This window comes from Streptomyces sp. NPDC050703 (genome assembly GCF_040654435.1).
In the GTDB taxonomy this organism is placed as follows: domain Bacteria; phylum Actinomycetota; class Actinomycetes; order Streptomycetales; family Streptomycetaceae; genus Streptomyces.
The window spans coordinates 98,554-119,525 of sequence record NZ_JBFAHX010000010.1 but is presented as its reverse complement, the minus strand read 5'-3'; the positions used below and the strand labels follow the sequence as shown (position 1 = coordinate 119,525).

At 73.0% G+C, this 20,972-nt stretch carries 20 protein-coding genes; 9 read left to right on the top strand and 11 right to left on the bottom strand.

All coding sequences use genetic code 11. The annotated features are described in order from the left end of the window. Nucleotides 1-97 precede the first annotated feature (97 nt). Entirely contained in the window at nt 98-1,081 is a 984-nt protein-coding gene (locus AB0I16_RS12605) for a ribosome-inactivating family protein (protein WP_363249321.1), read from the bottom strand. A 154-nt stretch (nt 1,082-1,235) separates the two neighbouring features. Then, nucleotides 1,236-1,862, bottom strand: a complete 627-nt coding sequence (locus tag AB0I16_RS12600) for a YigZ family protein (RefSeq protein ID WP_363249320.1) — start codon at nt 1,860-1,862, stop codon at nt 1,236-1,238. Nucleotides 1,863-1,971: 109 nt separating this feature from the next. On the opposite strand from AB0I16_RS12600, the gene AB0I16_RS12595 reads away from it, so the two are divergent. Further along, nucleotides 1,972-2,691, top strand: coding sequence for a 4'-phosphopantetheinyl transferase superfamily protein (locus tag AB0I16_RS12595; RefSeq protein WP_363249319.1), 720 nt, complete (start codon nt 1,972-1,974; stop codon nt 2,689-2,691). On the opposite strand, the gene AB0I16_RS12590 is transcribed toward AB0I16_RS12595, so the two are convergent. The 3 genes from AB0I16_RS12590 to AB0I16_RS12580 all read right to left on the bottom strand — a co-directional run bounded on the left by AB0I16_RS12590 (nt 2,675) and on the right by AB0I16_RS12580 (nt 6,605). Continuing rightward, complete coding sequence (locus AB0I16_RS12590; protein ID WP_363249318.1) at nt 2,675-4,339, bottom strand: amidohydrolase; 1,665 nt, start codon at nt 4,337-4,339, stop codon at nt 2,675-2,677. The genes AB0I16_RS12595 and AB0I16_RS12590 overlap by 17 nt on opposite strands. Before the next feature lie 92 nt (nt 4,340-4,431). Continuing rightward, complete coding sequence (locus AB0I16_RS12585) at nt 4,432-5,898, bottom strand: APC family permease (protein WP_363249317.1); 1,467 nt, start codon at nt 5,896-5,898, stop codon at nt 4,432-4,434. A gap of 23 nt (nt 5,899-5,921) precedes the next feature. Then, complete coding sequence (locus AB0I16_RS12580; RefSeq protein ID WP_363249316.1) at nt 5,922-6,605, bottom strand: transcriptional regulator; 684 nt, start codon at nt 6,603-6,605, stop codon at nt 5,922-5,924. Nucleotides 6,606-6,754: 149 nt separating this feature from the next. Here AB0I16_RS12580 and AB0I16_RS12575 point away from each other — a divergent pair, with 149 nt between their 5' ends. Continuing rightward, nucleotides 6,755-7,210, top strand: coding sequence for a TerB family tellurite resistance protein (locus tag AB0I16_RS12575; RefSeq protein WP_363249315.1), 456 nt, complete (start codon nt 6,755-6,757; stop codon nt 7,208-7,210). Between the two features lie 23 nt (nt 7,211-7,233). On the opposite strand, the gene AB0I16_RS12570 is transcribed toward AB0I16_RS12575, so the two are convergent. Then, a complete protein-coding gene (locus AB0I16_RS12570) occupies nt 7,234-8,166 on the bottom strand; it encodes a M56 family metallopeptidase (RefSeq protein ID WP_363249314.1) in 933 nt (310 codons plus the stop codon). Between the two features lie 23 nt (nt 8,167-8,189). Then, nucleotides 8,190-8,597 (bottom strand): BlaI/MecI/CopY family transcriptional regulator, encoded by a 408-nt coding sequence (locus AB0I16_RS12565; RefSeq protein WP_363249313.1) that lies wholly within the window; start codon nt 8,595-8,597, stop codon nt 8,190-8,192. Nucleotides 8,598-8,745: 148 nt separating this feature from the next. Between AB0I16_RS12565 and AB0I16_RS12560 the strand changes: the two genes are divergently transcribed. Together AB0I16_RS12560 and AB0I16_RS12555 are read left to right on the top strand one after the other, a co-directional pair. Then, nucleotides 8,746-9,321, top strand: a complete 576-nt coding sequence (locus tag AB0I16_RS12560) for a TerD family protein (protein WP_363249312.1) — start codon at nt 8,746-8,748, stop codon at nt 9,319-9,321. Nucleotides 9,322-9,376: 55 nt separating this feature from the next. Further along, complete coding sequence (locus AB0I16_RS12555) at nt 9,377-9,787, top strand: CoA-binding protein (RefSeq protein WP_363249311.1); 411 nt, start codon at nt 9,377-9,379, stop codon at nt 9,785-9,787. Here the strand turns inward: AB0I16_RS12555 and AB0I16_RS12550 are convergent. Further along, nucleotides 9,784-10,845 (bottom strand): helix-turn-helix domain-containing protein, encoded by a 1,062-nt coding sequence (locus tag AB0I16_RS12550; RefSeq protein ID WP_363249310.1) that lies wholly within the window; start codon nt 10,843-10,845, stop codon nt 9,784-9,786. The genes AB0I16_RS12555 and AB0I16_RS12550 overlap by 4 nt on opposite strands. A gap of 83 nt (nt 10,846-10,928) precedes the next feature. Between AB0I16_RS12550 and AB0I16_RS12545 the strand changes: the two genes are divergently transcribed. Beyond that, complete coding sequence (locus AB0I16_RS12545; RefSeq protein ID WP_363249309.1) at nt 10,929-11,813, top strand: MoxR family ATPase; 885 nt, start codon at nt 10,929-10,931, stop codon at nt 11,811-11,813. Continuing rightward, nucleotides 11,810-13,192: a VWA domain-containing protein gene (locus tag AB0I16_RS12540; RefSeq protein ID WP_363249308.1), complete on the top strand. Its 1,383-nt coding sequence runs from the start codon at nt 11,810-11,812 to the stop codon at nt 13,190-13,192. Before AB0I16_RS12545 ends, AB0I16_RS12540 begins: the two co-directional genes overlap by 4 nt. A gap of 28 nt (nt 13,193-13,220) precedes the next feature. Here AB0I16_RS12540 and AB0I16_RS12535 read toward each other — a convergent pair whose 3' ends face one another. Next, complete coding sequence (locus tag AB0I16_RS12535; protein WP_363249307.1) at nt 13,221-13,877, bottom strand: endonuclease; 657 nt, start codon at nt 13,875-13,877, stop codon at nt 13,221-13,223. A 168-nt stretch (nt 13,878-14,045) separates the two neighbouring features. On the opposite strand from AB0I16_RS12535, the gene AB0I16_RS12530 reads away from it, so the two are divergent. From AB0I16_RS12530 to AB0I16_RS12520, 3 genes are all read left to right on the top strand, one after another. After that, a complete protein-coding gene (locus tag AB0I16_RS12530; protein ID WP_363249407.1) occupies nt 14,046-15,299 on the top strand; it encodes an ATP-grasp domain-containing protein in 1,254 nt (417 codons plus the stop codon). 72 nt (nt 15,300-15,371) lie between these two features. Beyond that, on the top strand, nt 15,372-17,408 hold the full coding sequence (locus AB0I16_RS12525; RefSeq protein WP_363249306.1) for a CocE/NonD family hydrolase: 2,037 nt from the start codon (nt 15,372-15,374) through the stop codon (nt 17,406-17,408). Between the two features lie 106 nt (nt 17,409-17,514). Beyond that, the gene (locus tag AB0I16_RS12520) at nt 17,515-19,071 is read left to right on the top strand and encodes an FAD-dependent oxidoreductase (protein WP_363249305.1); all 1,557 of its coding nucleotides are present in this window, start codon (nt 17,515-17,517) and stop codon (nt 19,069-19,071) included. A gap of 20 nt (nt 19,072-19,091) precedes the next feature. On the opposite strand, the gene AB0I16_RS12515 is transcribed toward AB0I16_RS12520, so the two are convergent. After that, complete coding sequence (locus AB0I16_RS12515) at nt 19,092-20,063, bottom strand: sensor histidine kinase (RefSeq protein WP_363249304.1); 972 nt, start codon at nt 20,061-20,063, stop codon at nt 19,092-19,094. After that, entirely contained in the window at nt 20,060-20,947 is an 888-nt protein-coding gene (locus AB0I16_RS12510) for an MEDS domain-containing protein (protein WP_363249303.1), read from the bottom strand. The genes AB0I16_RS12515 and AB0I16_RS12510 overlap by 4 nt, the downstream gene beginning before the upstream one ends. Nucleotides 20,948-20,972: the final 25 nt, after the last annotated feature.

Genomic DNA, 20,972 nt, shown 5'->3' with positions numbered 1-20,972 from the left:
GACCGTCTCCTCCTTCGACGTCCGCCTGGAAAGGGCCGCCGCCACGCCGGTGGGCAGCGGGGTCTGGGTCACCGACGAGGACTCCGATGTTGCTGGATCAGACGCTGCCCACGTTGGCGAGGAAGGGGCCGAGGGGCGGATGGTTCGGCGCGCCGAACATGACCTGCTCCCAAGTCCGGTATGTCCGTCCGTTGATGGGCACTGGATTGCCCTGGTTTCCCTGCATGGTCCGGTGAACCATCGCGGACATGGTGTCCCAGTTGTTCTCCAGCTCGGCGCCGAATGGCCCCAGGTGTACCGGGCGGTTGGAGTCGAGCGGGTCGTGGCCGTAGGAGAGGACGTTGCCGATGCGGGTCTCGATCCAGCCGAAGCGGGCGGCCTCGGAGGTGGCGCCGATGAAGAAGGCGAGTGCCCGTTGCACTGCCTGGCTGTTCCTGGTGCTCGCGGTGACGTTCTCCAGGTTCTCCAAGTGCGTCAGGAAGTTGACCGACGTGCAGTGCTGTGCGCCCCGCCATTCCGGCGAGGCGGAAAGCGTCCCGTAGCTCCCATTGGAGCTCATCGCGGTGACTATGGGGGGCGTCGTCTGGTTCCAGTGGGCCTGCATACTGCCCGCCAGGTGCCTGGTGTAGGAGGCGTTGAAGCGGTAGTGGTGGCCGTGAGCGGAGAAGCCCATCAGGTAGAGGTTGTCGACGGAGAAGTACAGCGCGACGTCGGCCCTGCTACGGCCGCTGGCGTTGCTCCAGAGCAGGACCCGGATGATACGACGGGTGGCGCTCTCTTCATCACGGACCGTCGTGTCATAAATGCCGTGTACGCCCTGGCTGCCGGCCATCGGTGTGCTGGCGAGATCACGCATTCGGTCCACCACGGCCATGTAGTCCTGCGCCTGCCTGCGGGCGGTGGTGGTGCCGCGCGGTTCGTCCCAGTCCTCCAGGTGCCAGTCGATGTCGGTCCACAAGGCGTTGGTGTTCGCGAAGGCCCGCGGTGCGGCCAGACCCTGCACCGCCCCCAGGGCGGGAACCGCCAACACCGCAGCCCCGATCCTCGCGAAGGACCTACGAGACAGTTCGATTTTGCCCATGAGTACGCCTTTGGAAGTGAGGAGTGAGGAGCGACGGTGGACCACCGCTCCTCCCTGATGACGCACACTCTCCCGGGCGCCGCTTGCGTCGGACATACCTCCGGCTCACGTCCGGCTGACGCTCCCTCGCGAACCAGTGGTGGGGCACCGCGCGTCAGGCGTCTCCGTACGCCTCTCCGCCGAGTTCGAACTCCGCGGTCCCCGCGGTGACATCGGCGAGCCAGCCCCGGAAGGCGGCCACGTCGGCGTCGGGCAGGCCGATCTCGATCGTGACCGCGTCGCCGTAGCGGACGTCGCGCACCGCACGTCCCGCCGTGCGCAGGTCGTTCTGGACGCGGCCCGCGCGCTGGTGGTCGACGGTGACCGTGGCGAGGCGGAAGCGGCGGCGGGTGACGGTGCCGAGGGCGTCGAGCGCCTCGCCGACCGCGCCTCCGTAGGCGCGGATGAGACCGCCCGCGCCGAGCTTGACGCCTCCGTAGTAGCGGGTCACGACCGCCACGACGTACCGCATGTCGCGGCGCGTCAGCATCTGCAGCATCGGTACGCCCGCGGTGCCGCCGGGCTCGCCGTCGTCGCTCGCCTTCTGCACCGCCGCGTCGGCCCCGATCACGTACGCGAAGCAGTTGTGCGAGGCCGCCGGGTGCTCCTTGCGCACGCGGGCCACGAAGTCCTGCGCCTCCCGCTCGGTGGCCGCGGGCGCCAGGGCGCACAGGAAGCGCGAGCGGTTGATCTCGGTCTCGTGCACGCCCTCGCGGGCCACTGTGCGGTACTCGTCCTGCATCACGCCAGCGTATGCGCTCGCCCGGCCCTCCCGTACCCCGGCGGCCCCGGGCCCGGAGTACCGGCGTCTGCTACGCGCGCGTGCCGCCCGCCCGGTACGGTGATCTCTCGTGACGTCACCCTCGATATCCGTGCGCCGGGTCCCCGAGTCCGCCGGGCCCCTGGCTTCTCTGCTCGCCGCCGTGCCCGTCACCGTCGAAGAGACCCATGACGACCCCGACGACGCCGTCCTCTTCCCCGAGGAGGAGGCGGTCGTGGCGAACGCCGTGGCCAAGCGGCGCAACGAATTCACCACCGTCCGGCACTGTGCCAGGACCGCCCTGTCCCGCATCGGGGTGCCGCCCGCGCCGATCCTCCCGGGGCAGCGGGGCGCGCCGCGCTGGCCGGCCGGTGTCGTCGGCAGCATGACCCACTGCGCCGGGTACCGCGCGGCGGTCGTGGCCCGCGCCGGCGAGGTCGTCTCGCTCGGCATCGACGCCGAGCCCGGCGAGCCGCTGCGCGACCCCGGGGTCCTGGACCTGGTCGCCGACGAGACGGAGCGTGCCGCGCTCGCGGACCTCGGCGCCCGGCAGCCGGCCACGCCGTGGGACCGGCTGCTGTTCAGCGCCAAGGAGTCCGTCTACAAGACGTGGTTCCCGCTCACCGGCCGCTGGCTCGGCTTCGAGGAGGCGCGGGTGGACCTCTCGTCCGACGGGACGTTCACCGCGCGGCTGCTCGTCGAGGGCCCGGTGGTGGAGGGCGTCGAGGTGAAGGTGTTCTCCGGCCAGTGGGTCGTGCGCGACGGCATCGCGGCCACGGCGATCGTCCTGCCGGTCACGAAGCGTACGTAGGGTCCGCGGACCGCTCCCGCGACGACGCGTCCGCCCGCGCCCGGTACGAGGCACGGCCCTCCAGCCAGGTGCCGAGCACGCGCGTGTGGCGGATGTCCATCGGATCGCCCGCGCGCGGGTCGGCGGAGAGCAGCACCAGGTCGGCGGGGGCGCCCGGGGTGAGGTACAGCCGCTCGTCGGCCCCCGCCTGGTGGGCGACCCCGGTGGTGGCCGCCGTCAGCGCCTCCTCGACGGTCAGCCGCTGCCGGGGAATCCAGCCCCCTGCCGGCTCCCCCGCGAAGGTGCGCCGGGTGACGGCGACTTGGATGCCCTCCAGCGGGACGTACGAGCTGACGGGCCAGTCACTGCCGAAGGAGAGGCGTGCGCCGTCCCGTGCCAGCGCGCCCATGGGGTACTGGAGGTCCGCCCGGTGCGCGCCGATGCGCGGGACGGACAGCTCGGTCTGGACCGGGTCGGGCTGGGCCCAGAGCGGTTCGAAGTTGGCGATGACGCCGAGCGCGGCGAACCGGGGCAGGTCGGCGGGGTCCACCACCTGCACGTGTGTGATCACGGGGCGCCGGTCCCAGGCCGGGTTGGCGCGCATCGCGGACTCGATCGCGTCGAGCGAGGCGCGTACGCCCGCGTCGCCGATCGCGTGGATGTGCGTCTGGAAGCCCGCCGCGTCGAAGGCGCGCACGGCCTCGGCGAGCGCGTCGGGTTCCCATACGGGCATGCCGCAGCTGTGCGGCGCGTCCTCGTAGGGGGCGAGCATCGCGGCCGTGCCGCCCTCGATGACGCCGTCGCTGAAGAACTTCACCGTCCGCGCGGTCAGCAGCCCGCCGCCCTCGGCGGCCACGCGCGCGCGGGTGTCGGCGAACGGCCCGAGCTGGTCGAGCCACCGGTCGGGGTCGGCGCGCTGGGCGAGGTCGACGCGGACGGCCAGCGCGCCGGAGATGGCGGCCGACAGGTAGGCGTCCGCCATCTCCGGCTCGACCCAGGCGTCCTGGACCCAGGTCACGCCCGCGCGCGCGTACGCGTGCCCTGCCCTGCGCACGGCTTCGGCGAGTTCGTCCACCGTGCGTGCGGGCACCTGGTCGAGCACGAGGTCGCAGGCGTGCCACTCGCGCAGGGTGCCGAGGGGCGTGCCGTCGGGGCGGCGCACGACCTGGCCGAGCCGCGGTTCCGGGGTGGCCCGCGTGACGCCCGCCCTGCGCAGCGCCTCGGTGTTGCACCACACGGTGTGGTAGTCGTGGGCGCGCAGGACGACCGGGCGGTCGTCCACGGCGGCGTCCAGCCAGCGGGCGTCGAACTCGCCGCCGGGCGCGAGCGCCGGGTCGTAGGAGGCGCCGACGATCCACTCGGCCCCGGGGTGCTCGTCGGCCCACCGCCGGACCTCGGAGACGATGGCGGCCACCGAGTCGAGCTGCTTGATCCGTGGACCGAAACCTTCGAGGCCGCCGAAGAGGGGGTGGGCGTGGCCGTCGCCGAAGGCGGCCATCAGGAGACCGTCGCCGATGTCGACGACCTCGTCGGCGGTCGGGACGAGAGTGCGGGCGTCGTCGCCGAGCGCGACGATCCGGCCGTCGCGCACGGCGAGTGCCATGCTGTCGCCGTGGACGCCGCTGCCGGTGCGGACCGGCCCGAGAAAGACCAGGGTTGTCGCCGTCATGCCGTCGGTTCCTCCTAGCGCTTGCGCGGTGCGGGTGCGGAGTGCGAGGTACGGGGTGTTGCGGTGGGGGGTGCGGTGAGGAGTGGGAGGTGTCAGACGCGCTCGGCGTCCACCGAGGTCAGGCGCTCGTACGCGGCCCGATCGCGCCGTCTCATCCGCAGGGCGAACACCGCCCCCGTCACGAACAGCACCGGCAGCGGTGCGATCAGGGCGGCGTTCACCGCGCGGGAGGCACCGGTGAGCAGATCGAGGTCGGCGCAGACCAGGACGCTCATCACGGCGAGCCCCGCGCAGGCCACGAGGGGCGCGGCGACCACCCGCCAGGCCGGCATCGCCCGCCGGTCGCGGCGGAAGAAGCCGTACACCGCGAGGGCGGCCAGCGCCTGCATGAGCATCACGCCGAGGATGCCGGAGCCGCTGCTCCACAGGAACGTGACGGTGTACGGGTCGGCCCCGGTGAGCACCGTCGCGGCGATCACGGCCAGGGCGAGCGCCGACTGCAGGGCCACGGCGGCGGCCGGGGCCCGCGTCCGGGGCGAGACGGTGCCGAGGCGGGCCGGCAGCAGGCCCTCCCTGCCGAGGGCGTAGAAGTAGCGGGCGGCGCCGTTGTGGAAGGCGAGGGTGGCCGCGAAGGCGCTGGTGATGATCAGCACGTGCATGGCGTCGGCGGCCCAGGCCCCCGCGAGGCGTGCGGTGGCCGTGAAGACCATGTCGGCGCCGCCGTCGCCGCTCGCGACGCGTTGGGCGCGGTCGGCCCCGTACGCGTTGATGATCATCCAGACCGTGAAGGTGTAGAAGAGCGCGAGGAACGCCACGGCGACGCAGGTGGCGCGGGGCACCGTCCGCTCCGGGCGGCGCGCCTCCTCGGCGTAGATCGCCGTCGCCTCGAACCCGATGAAGGCGCCGATCGCGAGGACGAGCATGCCGCCGACCCCGGAGTCGCCGAGGTGGGCGGGTGAGAGTGCCGTCAGCTCGATGCCCCGCGGGCCGCCGCCGTGCGCGAGGACGCCCGCTTCGAAGACGAGCAGGACCAGGACTTCGAGGACCAGCGCGACGCCGAGGACCTTGGCGCTGAGGGTCACCTTGAGGTAGCCGAGCGCGCCGATGGCGGCGAGTCCGGCCGACGCCCAGAGCCACCAGGGCACGGACACGCCGGTGAGGTCCTCGAAGCCGGTCTCGGTGAACCAGCCGAAGGCGGCGAGCAGCCCGACCTCGATGGCGTTGTACGAGAAGAGCGCCACGTAGGCGGAGCCCGCTCCCGTCACCTGTCCGAGGCCCCGGCCGATGTAGGCGTAGAAGGCCCCCGCGTTGCGGACGAAGCGGCTCATCGCCGTGAACCCCGCGGCGAAGACGACGAGGAGCAGCCCGGAGATCAGATAGCCGAGCGGCGCGGCGCTGCCCGCCATCGCGATGGACAGGGGGGCCACGCCCGCCATGACGGTCAGTGGCGCGGCGGCCGCCACGACGAAGAAGACCAGGTCACCGGTGCCGACGGCACCGTCACTGAGGCCGGGGTCGTCGCTGCGGCCGGGGCGGGTCGCGGGAGTCGCGGGGGTCACGGGGGTCGCGGGACGGAATTCGTTCACATGCCCCGCACCGCCTCGTCGCCGCTCGCGAGCGTCGCCCAGAACATCTCCTCGTAGGCTTGCACGAGGCGTCCGTAGCGCGGGTGGGCCGCCGTGACGCGCCGGCGGTCGAGGCCCGCCTGTACCGCGGCGAGCGCCTGCCGGTCGAGTTCCGGGGCGGGCTCGGCGAACAGGTCGAAGAAGCCGCGGGCCTCGTCCCCGAGCCCGTACCGCTCGCGCAGCGCGCGGGAGATCTCCGCGCAACAGGCTCCCCAGGAGGCGAAGTTGGCGGTGAGGGCGATGACGGCGTCGGCCGGTTCGGCGTTCAGCGCGAGCCAGGCCACGTACGCGGGGTAGGCCTGGCAGCCGGCCCGCGGTTCGTACGTCGCGCTCTCGGCCGCGGTGACGCCGAGGGCGTCGAGCAGCGGGGCGAGCCGTTCCTCGGCGACGGACTCGCCGTCGGCGAGGGCCACGAAGAACGCGGCGGACTCCGGGTCCTTGCCCTCGGCCGCACGCTCGGCGAGGTGCTGGAAGGAGCGCCGGTCGGCGGGGATGACGTGCCGCTGTTCGAGAGCGAGCACGGCGAGTGTGCGCGCCGCCGCCGTGCCGTCGGCGATGCGGGGGACGAGCGGGTTCGCCGCCGGGTCGAGGGTGAGGCGGGCGGCCGTGGTCCGCATGAGCTCTTGTGCCGTCGGTGTCATCGCGCGCACCTTCCGCTGGGCGGGAACTTCTCGGTTCGACTGCTAGTTTCTACAGTGTTGTAGAAATGACCGCGGTCACCGGCCCCCGATGGTGGGAGCCGTGGACCGCGTCAACACCCCTGGTACACCGATAGTTTATGGAGCTCTCCATGGCCCTGTGGGATCGCCTCAAGGAATCCGCGTCGACGATGCAGACCCAGCTGATGGCGAAGAAGAATGATCTGAAGAGCGGCGCCTTCCGCGACGCGAGCATGGCCATGTGCGCCCTGGTGGCCGCCGCCGACGGCAGCGTGGACCCCTCGGAGCGCCAACGCGTCGCCCAGCTCATCGGGACGAACGAAGTCCTGCAGAACTTCCCCGCGGACGACCTCCGCCGCCGCTTCGAGGGGTACGTGGACCAGCTCACCGCCGACTTCGCCTTCGGCAAGGTGAGCGTCATGCAGGAGGTCGCCAAGGCGAAGAAGAAGCCCGCGGAGGCCCGCGCGGTCGTCCAGATCGGCATCATCATCGGCGGCGCCGACGGCGACTTCGACAAGGACGAGCAGGCCGTCGTGCGCGAGGCGTGCTTCACGCTCGACCTGCCGCCGCACGAGTTCGACCTGTAGGCGGCAGGCCGGGCCGCGGCGCCTCAGAGCGGCGTGGCCGCCCGCAGGATGAGGACCATCGTGACCGCGGAGTTCGCCGAGGACATCGCGGACACGGCGGTGCCGAAGGCCGCGCACCACAGGGCGAGCCCCATCGAGGTGAAGACCGAGGGGCGGATGCGGGCGGCGGGCGCCGGCGCGAGCAGCGCGGCGACGCGGCGCGGCACCGGCCCCGGCGCCGCGAGCCCCGCGAGCGTCGGCGCGGGCACGCCCCGGGAGACCAGGGCGGCCTTGCCGATCGCGCGGGCCACGGTCCGCCGGTCCCTGACGGCGCGGGCCGCGCTCTCGTCGGCCCACCGCTCGGCGGTGAAGGCGACGGAGGTGCGCAGCGGCCGCAGGAACGGGTTGGCGCGGGCGGCGAGCTGCGTGACGAGCAGGTGCCTGTGGTGCCGCGCGGTCAGATGGGCCCGCTCGTGGGCGAAGAGCGCGCGCCGCTCGGGGGCCGTGAGCCCGGCCAGCATGCCGGTGGTGACCACGACGCGGCCGCCGCCGCGCGAGGGCAGGGCGTAGGCGTACGACGCCTCGTCGGCGAGGACGGCGACGGAGGTGCCGGGCAGCCCCGCGAGGGCCCGGTGCGCCCTTCGGCGTACGCGCGCGTGCCGCCACAGCAGGCGGGCGCATGCCGCGCAGACGGCGAGCAGGGCGGGGATGGCGGCCCGCCCGGCGATCTCGTCGTAGGGGACGGCGGCCCGCACCTCGGGGTCGGACCAGCCGTCCGGCAGCGGGTTGCCGGGGAGCTGGGCGGTGCCGACGACCATGAGCAGCGCCAGGCAGAGCGTGCTGCACACGGCCATCACGCCGGCGACGGCGGTGAGCACGCGCGTGGCGGCGCGCGGGTGCAGATGCTGTTCGGCGAGGCGGGCGACCGGCCACGCGGTCAGCGGCAGCACCAGCGGCAGGAAGACGAAGACGCCCATCAGAGAAGAACCCCCTTCGGGCGTCAGTCGTCCGCTTCGGCGTCCGCCCGGCCGAGCAGGTCGCGCAGGAGCTGCTCGTCGTCGGGCGTCAGCGTGGTGACGAAGCTGGCGAGGACCGCCTCGCGGTCGCTCTCGCCGTCGAGCACCTTGCGCATGCGGAAGGCGGCGAGCCCGGCCTCGTCGGAGGCGGAGGACCAGGCGAAGGAGCGGCCCGCGCGCTCCCGGGTCACGACGTCCTTGGCGAGCAGCCGGGTCAGGATGGTCATCACCGTCGTATAGGCGAGATCGCCGCCGATCCGCTCCTGCACCCAGGCGGCGCTGACCGGCTCCGGCGCGGCGTGCAGCGCGGCGAGCACCTGCTGCTCCAGCTCGCCCTGCGCGCGGCGGCGCAGCCGCGGCTGCCCCTCTTCGTGCTCGTCCTGGTGCTTCATGCCCGGCTCCCTCCAGCCTTGTCACGCTCCGCGGGGAGCGCCACATCGTAACGGGCCTCCACCGGACAATCGTCTTCTACAGTCCTGTAGATTCTGCGGGACCGGCCCGTTCCGCACTCATGTCTCACTCATACCTCAGGAGGACATCATGGGAGTTTCCCTGGCCAAGGGCGGCAACGTCTCGCTCAGCAAGGAGGCCCCCGGCCTCACCGCCGTACTGGTCGGTCTGGGCTGGGACGTGCGCACCACGACCGGCACCGACTACGACCTGGACGCCAGCGCTCTGCTCTGCGACGCCTCGGGCAAGGTCCTCTCGGACCAGCACTTCATCTTCTACAACAACCTGACGAGCCCGGACGGCTCGGTCGAGCACACCGGCGACAACCTCACCGGCGAGGGCGAGGGGGACGACGAGGCCGTGAAGGTGAACCTCGCGCAGGTGCCCGCCGACGTCGACCGCATCGTCTTCCCGGTCTCCATCCACGACGCCGAGAACCGCGGCCAGAGCTTCGGCCAGGTCCGCAACGCCTTCATCCGCGTGGTGAACCAGGCGGACCACGCCGAGATCGCGCGCTACGACCTCTCCGAGGACGCCTCGACGGAGACCGCCATGGTCTTCGGCGAGCTCTACCGGCACGGTGCGGAGTGGAAATTCCGCGCGGTCGGCCAGGGTTATGCCAGCGGGCTGCGCGGCATCGCGTCGGACTTCGGCGTGAACGTCTGACCGACGGGCGGCGGCCCCGCGGCCGGCCGGCCGCACTTCACCGAGGAGGCAGGGCATGTACGGCGACCAGGAGACGGTACGCAGGATTCTGACGGAGCACGGGGACACCTGGGCGGTCGTGGGCCTGTCCGAGAACCGTGACCGCGCGGCGTACGGCGTCGCGGCCGTCCTGCGGCGCTTCGGCAAGCGCGTCGTGCCGATCCACCCCAAGTCCCCCACGGTCCACGGCGAGCAGGGATACCCGTCCCTGGCCGCCGTGCCGTTCGAGGTCGACGTGGTCGACGTCTTCGTCAACAGCGCCCTGGCGGGCCAGGTCGCCGACGAGGCGGTGGCGGCCGGTGCCGCGGCCGTCTGGTTCCAGCTCGGCGTGATCGACGAGGCGGCGTACGAGCGCACGCGCGCGGCCGGCCTGGACATGGTCATGGACCGCTGCCCCGCCATCGAGATCCCGCGCCTCGGCGGCTAGAACTGCGTGTCGGGCCAGTCGAGGAGGCGTGCCCCGATGACCGCCGTCTGCAGCGTGTAGCGGTGCACGGGATCGGCCGGGTTGGCGCCGGTCAGCTTGTGGATGCGCTCCAGGCGGTAGGTCAGCGCGCGCACGCTCAGGGCCAGCGCGCGGGCCGTCTCCGCGGCGACACAGCCCGAATCGAAGTACGCGGTGAGCGTGTCGAGGAGCGGCCCGGGCCCGCCGCGGGCCTCCCGCAGCGGGCCCAGCGTGTGCAGCACGAGATCGGCCATGGCCTGCCGGTCGCGGGTCAGCACGGGATAGACGAGCAGGTCCGCGGCGCGCAGCACGGGGGCGTCGAACTCCAGGCGCTCCGCGAGGTCCAGGGCGCCCAGCGCCTCCTCGTACGACTGGACGACTCCCCCGGGGCCCGGCCGCGGGCGGCCGATGGCGACGCGGCAGCCGTCGGTGGCGGCGTACGCCTGCTTGGCGAAGAAGGTGAGCACCTCGGCCTGGTCGCCGGGCGCGACGCAGACCAGGCGGCTGTCCTTGGTGGTGAGCAGGATGCTCCGGTCGCCGAACCTGCCGATCAAGGCCCGCTCCACCTCGCGGGGGACGGCGTGCCCCTCCTTGTAGCCGTGCTGGTCCTGCGCGACGGCGACCGCGTGCTCGTAGGACAGGCGCAGGCCGAAGCGCTCCGCGCGCTCGGCGAGCAGGCCGAGGTCACTGCGCCCGTACAGCAGGTCGTCGATGAACTCCCGCCGCGCCGCCTCCTCTTGGCGTACGGCCAGGCGCTGGGCGCGTTCGTAGCCCTCGGCGAGGGCGTCGACCGCCTGCTCCGCCGCGGCGAGGACGCTGTCGGCGACGTCCGAGCGCCCGTGCGGCCAGTGGTCGCGGGTCGCCGCCAGGTGCGCGCCGACCAGGGCGCGCAGGCCGTGCCCGGCGTCGGCCGCCCGCTCCCCCAGGGCGCGCCGCGACTCCAGCTCCTCCCGGGTCAGCCTGCGGCCCGTGCGGGCGGCAGCGGTGAGGATGTCGGCATAACCGTCGAGGTAGTCGTCCGGTATGCCGTGCCCCGCCATGTGCGCCCCCGAGACGTCTCGAAATTTCGTTGCCGCCCTATCCTGACACCCCTTGCCTCCTGACCCTCGTTTGGAGCCCCGCCATGACGTCCGAGCCCCCGGCGACCGGATACTTCACGTCGGTCGACGACGTCGCGGCCCGTCTCGCCGAGACCGGGTACCTCGCCTCCCCCGCGGTCGCCACCACCGTCTTCCTGGCCGACCGGCTCGGCAAGCCGCTGCTCGTGGAGGGCCCTGCGGGCGTCGGCAAGACGCAGCTGGCGAAGGCGGTCGCCGAGGTCGCGGGGGCGCGCCTGGTCAGACTCCAGTGCTACGAGGGCGTCGACGAGTCCCGCGCGCTCTACGAGTGGAACCACGCCAAGCAGCTGCTCCGCATCACCGCGGGGCGCGACGAGTCGTGGGACGAGACGCGCACCGACATCTTCAGCGAGGAGTTCCTGCTCGCCCGCCCGCTGCTCACCGCGATCCGCGGCGACGAGCCGAAGGTGCTGCTGATCGACGAGATGGACAAGGCCGACGTCGAGGTCGAGGGCCTGCTCCTCGAAGTGCTCAGCGACTTCCAGGTGACGGTGCCCGAACTGGGCACCATCGGCGCGGAGCGCCGCCCGTTCGTGGTCCTCACCTCCAACGCGGGCCGTGAGCTGTCCGAGGCGCTGCGCCGCCGCTGCCTGTTCCTTCACATCGGCTTCCCCGACGAGGAGCTGGAGCGCCGCATCGTCCGGATGCAGGTGCCCGGTCTCGACGAGGCGCTCGCCGCGTCGGTGGTGCGGGTGGTGGGGGCGCTGCGCGCGATGGACCTGCGCAAGGTGCCCTCGGTCGCGGAGACCGTCGACTGGGCGCGCACCCTGCTCGCCCTCGGCGCGGACACCCTGGACGAGGGCGTCGTGCGCGACAGCCTCGGCGTCGTCCTCAAGCACCAGGACGACGTGCTGAAGGCGACCGCGAAGCTGGACCTGGACGCCGTGTGACCGCCGTGGAAGGCGGCCTCCCCCGGCGGCTCACCGGCCTGGTGGCGGCGCTGCGCGCGCACGGTCTGCGGATCGGCACCGGGGAGACCGTCGACGCCGCGGAGGCGCTGCGGGCACTCGGTCTGGACGACAGGGAGCGGGTCAGGGAGGGCCTCGCCGCCGCCCTGCTGCACCAGCGGAGCCAACGGGCGGTCTTCGACCCCGTCTTCGACCTGTACTTCCCGTCACGCGTCGGCGCCCCCGGCGGCGAGGCGGGGCGGGACACCCCGCCGGACCGCGAGGCGCTGCGCGAGCGCCTGGCCGCCGCGCTCGCCGCCGGTGACCAGGCACTCCTGTCCCAGTTGGCGGCCGAGGCCGTCGACGGCTTCGGCGGGTACGGCTCGGGACGGGGCGGCTCCGACGGCTGGTCCTCGTACCAGACCCTGGACCGGCTGCGGCCCGAGACGCTCCTCGCGCGCGTGCTCGCCGCGCTGCGTGCGGAATCCGGCGGGGACGCCGCGTTCACGGACCGTCTGGAGGCCGACGAGATCCGGCGCCGGATCGAGGGCTTCCGCGAGCGGGTCGGCACGGAGGCGCGCCGCCGGGTCGCCGAGCGGCGCGGCACCGAGGAGATCGCCCGCCGGGCCGTGGTGACCACCGCCGACCGGATCGACTTCCTGGTGGCCGGCCGCGCCCAGCTGGAGGAGCTGCGCAGGACCGTGCACCCGCTGGCCCGCAAGCTCGCCACCCGCCTGGCGGCCCGCCGCCGACGGGCCGCGCACGGCTCCATCGACCTGCGCAGGACCCTGCGCGGGTCCCTGTCGACCGGCGGGGTGCCGATGCGGCCCGTGCTGCGCCGCCGCCGTCCGGGACGCCCGGAGCTGGTGCTGCTCTGCGACGTCTCCGGTTCGGTGGCCGGCTTCGCGAACTTCACGATGCTGCTGGTGCAGGCGTTGCACGAGCAGTTCAGCAAGGTGCGCGTGTTCGCGTTCGTCAACCGCGTCGACGAGGTGACCGGACTGCTCGCGCGCGGAACGGCCGACCCGGCGGGGCTCGCCGCCCGCATCGCCCGCGAGGCCGCCGTCACGGGCCGGCACGGCAGCAGCGACTACGGGACCTCCCTGGGCGAGTTCGCCGAGCGGTATCTCGACGCGGTCGGCCCGCGCACCACGGTCTTCGTGCTCGGTGACGCCCGGACGAACATGAGCGACCCCAACCTGCCCGCGCTGCGGCGCGTCGCCGAGCGGGCCCGCCGCGTGTACTGGCTCAACCCCGAGCAGCGCTCGCAGTGGTCGACCGGGGACTCGGCGGCGTACGCGTACGCCGAACTGGCCGAGATGCACGAGTGCCGCACCGCACGCCGGCTCGGCTCACTGATCGCACGGCTGCTCCCGGTCTGAACCGGGCCGGCCGCCTCGGCCGGCCGCCTCACAGGTCGTCCGCCGTGCGCTTCTCCAGTGACGCCCTGACCAGCGCGGCCGACAGGACCGCGGGCTCCGTCCTCCCCGCGAGCCGCATCAGCTCGTCCGGATCGTCCGGGAGCCCGAGCCGCCGCGCCCCGTCCAGGGCCTTGTCGCCGAAGTAGGGACCCGTCTCCGGCCACACCCGCTGCACCTCGCGCAGGAAGATGGCGGCGCCCGTCGGGCCGAGCCCCGGCACCTTCTGCAGGCTCCTGCCGAGCGCCTCCGCGTCGCCGCCGGCCTCGTCCCGCATCCGGCGCAGATCGCCGCCGTAGTCCCGCTGTACGAGCTGCGCGCCGTCGCCGAGCCGCGTGGCGGTGCTCTCGTCGTAGCGCCGGTAGCCGCCCCGGCCCAGCGCGTCGACGCGCTCCTGCCAGGTCGCGTCGGCCATGCGCCGGGCGTCGCGCATCCCGGCGCCGAAGAGCTCCCTGGCCGCGCCCACCGCCGCACCGCCGCGGATCGGCGCGCTCAGCAGGACGGAGAGGACCAGGAGCTCGTACAGCGGCTGTGGCGTATCCCGCAGCCGGATTCCGGCCTCCTCGGCGTAGGTGCGGCCCTCGGCCTTGAGAAGCGCTTTGATCAGGGCTTTTGCCGCGTCACGTGGTCCGTCGCCTCGGGCGGTCATGGTGCTCCTTCCGGTGGGATGGATTCCGCTTACCCAGGATGGCCGACGTGTGCGCCCACGGCCTGCGGGTACTCAGCGGCCTTGACGCCGTCTAGCGAAGGAGCATTTGTGTCTGCACGCCAGAAGAACGTCTTCGTCATCGGACTGGACGAGGCCAACCTGCCGGCGATGAAGGACATACCGAACGCGGCGGACTACCGGTTCCACCCACTGCTCACGATCGAGGAGCTGCAGGGCGGCGAGGTCTCCGTACCGGACCTGATGGCGAAGGCGGAGAAGATCCTCGACGCCTTCGACGGCGACATCGACGCGATCGTCGGCTACTGGGACTTCCCCGTCAGCACGCTCGTGGCGATGCTCGGCGACCGCTACGGCACCCGCAGCACCAGCCTGGAGTCGGTCGTCAAGTGCGAGCACAAGTACTGGAGCCGCCTCGAACAGCAGAAGGTGATCAAGGAGCACCCGCGCTTCGGCCGGGTGGACCTGGAGGCGGCGGACCCGCGGCCCCCGGAGGGCGTGCGCTACCCCATGTGGCTCAAGCCGGCGCTCTCGTACTCCTCGAAGCTGGCCTTCAGCGTCCGGGACGAGGACGAGTTCCGGGAGGCCGTGGCCAAGATCAAGGACGGGATCACCCTCGTCGGCCGGCCGTTCGAACACATCATGGAGCGCATCGAGGTCCCCGAGGAGATGGCGGGCGTCGGCGCGCAGGTCTGCCTCGCCGAGGAGGCGCTCTCCGGCATCCAGGTCGCCGTGGAGGGTTACGTCCATCGGGGGGAGGTCACCGTCTACGGCGTCCTCGACTCCATCAACTATCCGGACTCCTCCTGCTTCCTCCGCCACCAGTACCCCTCCACGCTGCCGGAGCCCGTGGTGCGCCGTCTGCACGACGTCTCCGAACGGGTGATGCGGCAGATCGGGATGGACTCGGCGACCTTCAGCATCGAGTACTTCTACGACCCGGGCAACGACGAGCTGAACCTCCTGGAGATCAACCCGCGGCACTCGCAGGCCCACGCCGAGCTCTTCGCGTTCGTGGACGGCGTCCCCAACCACCACTGCATGGTCAGCCTGGCCTTCGACGAGGACCCCGCCTTCCCGCACGGCAAGGGCCCGTGCACGACCTCCGCCAAGTGGTACTACCGCTGGTTCTCCGACGGTGTGGTGCACGACGTGCCCACCCGCGAGGAGATCGACCGCATCGAGCGGGAGATCGGGAACGTGCGCATCGAGGTCCTGGTCGAGGAGGGCCAGCGGCTCTCCGACGCCGGCCACCAGGACAGCTACAGCTTTGAACTCGCCCACATCTCCACGGGGGGCGACAGTGAGGAAGAGCTGCGGAGCAAGTACGACCGGTGCGTGGCCGCCCTCGGCCTCACCTTCGACGAGACGGAGCCGGGCGGACGCGACCTCACCAACGACTGACCCGCCTTCGCCGCAGCAGCACGAGACCGCCGGACCCGGCGGAAGAGTCGACCGAGAGGATGGCACGGCCACATGCGTTACGTGGGAAATCTCCCGTACGCGACCAAAGAGGAAGAACACGTCGTCGTCCCGATGTCCGACGGCACCCGTCTGTCGGCGCGCGTCTGGCGCCCGACGTCCTCGGACGACGCGCCCGTCCCGGCCGTCCTGGAGTACATCCCGTACCGCAAGCGCGATCTGAGTTCCGTGCGCGACTCGATCCATCACCCCTACATCGCGGGACACGGCTACGCGTGCGTGCGCGTGGACGTGCGCGGCACGGGCGAGTCCGAGGGCGTACTGCGGGACGAGTACCTGGAGCAGGAGCAGGCCGACGCCGAGGAGGTGCTGGCCTGGCTCGCGGAGCAGCCCTGGTGCGACGGGTCCACCGGGATGATGGGCATCTCCTGGGGCGCGTTCGCCGCGCTGCAGGTCGCCGCCCGGCGGCCGCCGAGCCTGAAGGCGATCGTCATCTCCTCGTTCACGGACGACCGGTACGCCGACGACATGCACTACATGGGCGGCGCGATGCTGTCCGACAACCTCGCCGAGGCGGGGACCATGTTCGCCTACGGCACCTGCCCGCCCGACCCGGCCGTGGTCGGGGACCGCTGGCGCGAGATGTGGCACGAGCGCATGGAGGGCACCCGTCCCTGGGTCCTCGAATGGCTGCGCCACCAGCGCCGCGACGCGTACTGGAAGCACGCCTCCGTCTGCGAGAACTACCAGGACGTACGCTGTCCCGTCCTCGCCTCCAGCGGCTGGGCCGACGGCTACTCCAACGCCGTGACCCGGCTGCTCGGCAACCTCGACGTGCCGCGCAAGGGCCTCGTCGGCCCCTGGTCGCACAAGTATCCGCACCTGGGTGAGCCGGGGCCCGCCATCGGCTACCTCCAGGAGGTGGTCCGCTGGTGGGACCACTGGCTCAAGGGCGAGGACAACGGCGTCATGGAGGGCCCCATGCTGCGGGCCTGGATGCAGGACAGCGTGCCGCCCTCGACCTCCTACGAGGAGCGCCCGGGACGCTGGGTCGGCGAACCGGAGTGGCCCTCACCGCACATCGAGGAGGTCTCCCACCCCCTGCTGCGCCACCGCATCGCCCGGCGGGGCGAGGTGCCGGAGGGCGCGGGGTCCGGTGAGGCCATGACCGTGCAGTCCCCGCTGTCGGTCGGCCAGTTCGCCGGGAAGTGGGCCTCCTACAACGCGCCGCCCGACCTCCCCTACGACCAGCGGGAGGAGGACGGCGGCTCGCTGGTCTTCGACTCGCCCGAGCTGACCGAGGCGGTGGAGATCCTCGGCTCGCCCTCCGTCGACCTCGACCTGACCGTCAGCGAACCGGTGGCCACGGTCGCCGCCCGCCTCTCCGACGTCGCCCCCGACGGCCGGGCCACACGCGTGACGTACGGCGTGCTCAACCTGACCCGCAGGGACGGCACGGGCGAACCCCAGCCGCTGGAGCCCGGCAAGCGCTACCGCGCGACGCTCCAGCTCAACGGCGTGGCCCAGTCGTTCCCGCCGGGCCACCGCATCCGCCTTTCGCTGTCCACGTCGTACTGGCCGCTGGCCTGGCCGCCGCCCCGCCCCGTCCTGCTCAGCGTGTACGAGGGCACCAGCGCGCTGCGGCTGCCGGTGCGCCCCGTGGCGGAGCCCGACAACGCGCCGCAGCGCCCCTTCGAGGAGCCCGAGGGCGCGGAGCCGCTGTCCACGACCCGGCTGACGCCGCCGGACCAGCGGTGGGAGGTCCGGCGCGACCTGATCACCTACGACTCCGCCCTGGAGATCGTCAAGGACCGGGGCACCGTGCGCTACGAGGAGATCGGCCTCGACGTCGGCTGCCGCGCCTTCGAGAGGTACACCTCCACCGGAGAGGACTTCACGTCGGTGGGCGGTGAGTCGGCCTGGACGATGACGTTCCGGCGGGACGACTGGGACGTGCGCGTGGAGACCCGCACGGTGCTGCGGTGCGACGAGGACACCTTCCTCGTCGACGCCACGCTCGACGGCTACGAGGGCGAGCGGCGCGTGTTCTCCCGTACGTGGAACGAGACGGTGCCCCGCGACTGGCTCTGACGGAGCACCGAGAACTCCCGTGAAACGACGCGGACAGCCGTGAACTGCCGAGACAGCCAAGAACTGACGAGAACTGACGAGAACTGCCGAGAACAAGGAGATCGCCATGTCTGGCTCACCCCCCGCCCCGGCCGGTCCACTGCCGGGCCGCCCCGAGTCCTACTGGATGGACACCACCCCGGCGACGTCCTACACGCCCCTGGCCGAGGACATCGAGGTGGACGTCGCCGTGATCGGCGGCGGCATCGCGGGGCTCAGCACGGCGTGGGAGGCGGCCCGCGGGGGCCGGACCGTGGCCGTCCTCGAAGCCGACCGCGTCGCGGCCGGGGTGACCGGCTACACCACCGCGAAGCTGTCCGCACTGCACTCCCTCGTCTACGACCGGCTCCGCCGCTCCCGCGGGCCCGAGGCCGCCCGCCTGTACGCGCGGTCGCAGCAGGAGGCGGTGGAGCGGGTGGCCGCCGTCAGCGCCGAGATCGGCGTGGACTGCCGTCTTGAGCGGGCGCCCGCGTACACGTACACCGTCCGCCCCGACCGGAGGGACGAACTGCGGGCCGAGGCGGACGCCGCGGCGGAGGCCGGTCTTCCGGCGGAGTACACCGAGGTCACCGGCCTGCCCTTCGACGTGGCGGGCGCGGTGCGGGTGGCGGACCAGGCGCAGTTCCACCCGCGCGAGTACCTGCTCGCGCTCGCCGAGGACCTGCGCGCCCGGGGCGGCGTCATCCACGAGCGCACCCGGGTGACGGGCCTGAAGGAGGGCACCCCCTGCCGGGTGACGGCCGAGTCGGGGCACACGGTCACCGCGAAGGCGGTCGTCGTCGCGACCCACTACCCCGTGTTCGACCGGGCACTGCTCTTCTCCCGTCTCTCCGCCAACCGTGAGCTCGTCGTCGCCGCGCCGCTGGCCGCGGGGCGGGACCCGCAGGGCATGTACATCACGCAGGACGAGGGCAAGCGCTCGGTGCGCACCGCCCCGTACGGCGACGGCGGGCGGCTGCTGATCGTCACGGGTGAGGGCTTCACGCCGGGCACCGGCGACGCCGCGGCCGGGTTCCGCGCCCTCGACGCGTGGATGCGGGAGCGCTTCGACGTCGGCGAGACGGTCTACCGCTGGGCCGCTCAGGACAACTCCGTGACCGACGGCGTGCCCATGGTCGGGCCCTTCCACCCCGGCGCCCGCAACACGTACGTGGCCACGGGGTTCGGCGGCTGGGGCATGAGCGGCGGTGTCATGGCGGGCACGCTGCTCGCACGGCTGATCGACGGGGAGAAGTCCCCCTGGTCCGACCTGTACGACCCGCGCCGGCTGCTGAGCACCGTGCGGGAGGCCCCCGCGCTGCTCGGCCAGCAGGCGGAGGTGGCCAAGCACTTCGTCGGGGACCGCCTCAAGTCCTCCCACGTGGACTCCGTCGACGAGATCCCCGCGGGTTCGGGAGCGGTGGTGCGGATCGAGGGGAGCCGCTGCGCGGTCCACCGTGACGAGGGCGGCGCGCTGCACGCCGTCTCCGCGCGCTGCACCCACCTCGGCTGCCTGGTCGCCTTCAACGAGGCGGAGACCACGTGGGAGTGCCCCTGCCACGGCTCCCGCTTCGCCACCGACGGCTCGGTGCTGCAGGGCCCCGCGACGCGCCCCCTCGAACGCAGGGAACTGCCCGGCTCATAGGGGCGCGCCCCATGGGGCTCTCAACGGCGGAAGTGCAGCCGCAGGACCGCTCCCCCGGCGCCGAAGTCCTCGGTGACCAGGTCGCTCAACTGCCGCGCGACCCACAGGCCGTGGCCCCGCGCGGCGTGCGGGTCGGGCGGGAGCCGGCCGAGGAAGCCGGTGTCCCGCACGGCGGGGGCGGTGCGGCCGCCGCCGGTGTCGGTGACCTCGCAGACCACCCAGTCGGAGTCGTTCGACACCCGCAGCACCCCGCGGCCGCCCCCGAACCGGACGGCGTTGACCACCGCCTCGTGGACGGCCGCGACCATGTCGCGCGCGCGGTCCTCGGCCATGCCGCACCGCCTGGCGTACTCGGCGACGGCCAGGCGCGCGGCCACCGACTCGCCGCGGGTGAAGGCGACCGTGCGGGGTGCGCCGGAGGCGGCGAGCGGCACCGGCGACACGCGGTCGAGTTCCGAGCACTCGGCGTAGAAGTCGGCCGGGTCCGCGTACCGGCCGCCGACGGCCGGCGCGGTGGCCGACGAGGTCACCTCCGGGTGGGTGCGCCCCACGGTGCCGAGCACGTCGGCGGGCAGCACCCGGGCGTCGTAGGGGCAGACGATCCAGTGGCCCGAGTCGGCGAACGCGGCGTTGATCACCGACTCGTAGCGAATCCACTCGCGGGTCTCGGCGGCCGTCCGGCCCGTCCACACCGGCTCCCCGATGACGCGGACCCTGCGGGCGCCGCCCTCGCCCCGCGCGGTGCAGTAGTCGTGGTACATGCCGAGGGTGCGGGAGGGATGGTGGTACCAGTCGCGGGCGTCGATGAACTCCACATCCCGCGCGTCGGCGCCGAGGGCGTCGCGCAGCAGTGCGATGTTGTGCACCGCGGCGACGGCGAGCACCGCGTCGTCCGCCGCGAGGCCGTCCCTGACGAAGCCGGCCGTACCGGCGACGAACCCGTCGTCCGAGGCGTAGCACAGTGCCTGGTGCACGAAGCCGCGACGCGTCATGTCCGCTCACGCCCCTTTCCCGGGGAGAGGCCCGGTACGCGGTCCCAGCCGGTGACGCGCAGGACCCTGCGCACGTGCGGGGCCACGCCGTCGAGGACGATGCCGCCGCCCAGCGCGTGGAGGCTCAGCCCGGTGAAGACGAGCAGCCGCAGCGCGCAGACGTCGACGAAGGTCAGCTCGCGCAGGTCGACGTGGACGCGGTGCGGTTCGTCCGCCCGTCCCGCGGCCCGCCGGGTCTCGGCGCGCAGGGCGCGGGCCACCGCGGTGAGGTTGCTGTCGTCCACCTCGCCGCGCAGGGCGAGGCCCGGCGGGGTGAACGTCCGGGTGATGCGCAGCAGTTCGTCCTGCCAGACGTCGTCGACGACCACCCTGCCGTGGTGCAGGGCGTCGAGCGCGGCCAGTCCGCGCGCGTCGAAGGCGCGGCGGTCGTACTGGCACAGTCCGATCACGGGCAGCACCCGGAAGACGGGGTCGAGGAGCTTCTCGGCGTCACCGGGTCCTCCGGGCACCCCTGTGCCCGACGGCGCGGCCTCAAGGACCACCCGCAGGCCGAGGAGTCCGGCGGAGACCGTGCTCTCGGCCTCGCGGCACACCAGTTCGTCGAGGTCGTACGGGTCCTCCTCCGCGCCCGGCAGGTGTGCCGCCCGCAGCCGGCCGTCGGCCAACGCGTCGGCCACGTCGTGGCCCTGGTGCCGCAGCCGCTCCCGGAGACCGGACGGCGCCCGGGCGGACGTCAGGAGCAGTCCGCGGTGGCCGCTCGCGAGGCCGTCGACGAGGAACGCGGCGAGCACCGCCTCGCGTTCCTCCTCCGTCTCGTAGCCGTGGAAGAGGTGGTCGCCCGGCCGCATCTCCCCCACCGCACGCAGGGCAGGAGCGGTGTCCATCCCCGTGCACTCCTTCCGTGGCACC

Excerpts from the sequence above, each read along its gene's own strand:
- AB0I16_RS12605 (WP_363249321.1), bottom strand. The coding sequence starts at position 1,081 with ATGGGCAAAATCGAACTGTCTCGTAGGTCCTTCGCGAGGATCGGGGCT.
- AB0I16_RS12600 (WP_363249320.1), bottom strand. The coding sequence starts at position 1,862 with ATGCAGGACGAGTACCGCACAGTGGCCCGCGAGGGCGTGCACGAGACC.
- AB0I16_RS12590 (WP_363249318.1), bottom strand. The coding sequence starts at position 4,339 with ATGACGGCGACAACCCTGGTCTTTCTCGGGCCGGTCCGCACCGGCAGC.
- AB0I16_RS12580 (WP_363249316.1), bottom strand. The coding sequence starts at position 6,605 with ATGACACCGACGGCACAAGAGCTCATGCGGACCACGGCCGCCCGCCTC.
- AB0I16_RS12575 (WP_363249315.1), top strand. The coding sequence starts at position 6,755 with ATGGCCCTGTGGGATCGCCTCAAGGAATCCGCGTCGACGATGCAGACC.
- AB0I16_RS12570 (WP_363249314.1), bottom strand. The coding sequence starts at position 8,166 with ATGGGCGTCTTCGTCTTCCTGCCGCTGGTGCTGCCGCTGACCGCGTGG.
- AB0I16_RS12565 (WP_363249313.1), bottom strand. The coding sequence starts at position 8,597 with ATGAAGCACCAGGACGAGCACGAAGAGGGGCAGCCGCGGCTGCGCCGC.
- AB0I16_RS12560 (WP_363249312.1), top strand. The coding sequence starts at position 8,746 with ATGGGAGTTTCCCTGGCCAAGGGCGGCAACGTCTCGCTCAGCAAGGAG.
- AB0I16_RS12555 (WP_363249311.1), top strand. The coding sequence starts at position 9,377 with ATGTACGGCGACCAGGAGACGGTACGCAGGATTCTGACGGAGCACGGG.
- AB0I16_RS12550 (WP_363249310.1), bottom strand. The coding sequence starts at position 10,845 with ATGGCGGGGCACGGCATACCGGACGACTACCTCGACGGTTATGCCGAC.
- AB0I16_RS12545 (WP_363249309.1), top strand. The coding sequence starts at position 10,929 with ATGACGTCCGAGCCCCCGGCGACCGGATACTTCACGTCGGTCGACGAC.
- AB0I16_RS12535 (WP_363249307.1), bottom strand. The coding sequence starts at position 13,877 with ATGACCGCCCGAGGCGACGGACCACGTGACGCGGCAAAAGCCCTGATC.
- AB0I16_RS12530 (WP_363249407.1), top strand. The coding sequence starts at position 14,046 with ATGAAGGACATACCGAACGCGGCGGACTACCGGTTCCACCCACTGCTC.
- AB0I16_RS12525 (WP_363249306.1), top strand. The coding sequence starts at position 15,372 with ATGCGTTACGTGGGAAATCTCCCGTACGCGACCAAAGAGGAAGAACAC.
- AB0I16_RS12520 (WP_363249305.1), top strand. The coding sequence starts at position 17,515 with ATGTCTGGCTCACCCCCCGCCCCGGCCGGTCCACTGCCGGGCCGCCCC.
- AB0I16_RS12515 (WP_363249304.1), bottom strand. The coding sequence starts at position 20,063 with ATGACGCGTCGCGGCTTCGTGCACCAGGCACTGTGCTACGCCTCGGAC.
- AB0I16_RS12510 (WP_363249303.1), bottom strand. The coding sequence starts at position 20,947 with ATGGACACCGCTCCTGCCCTGCGTGCGGTGGGGGAGATGCGGCCGGGC.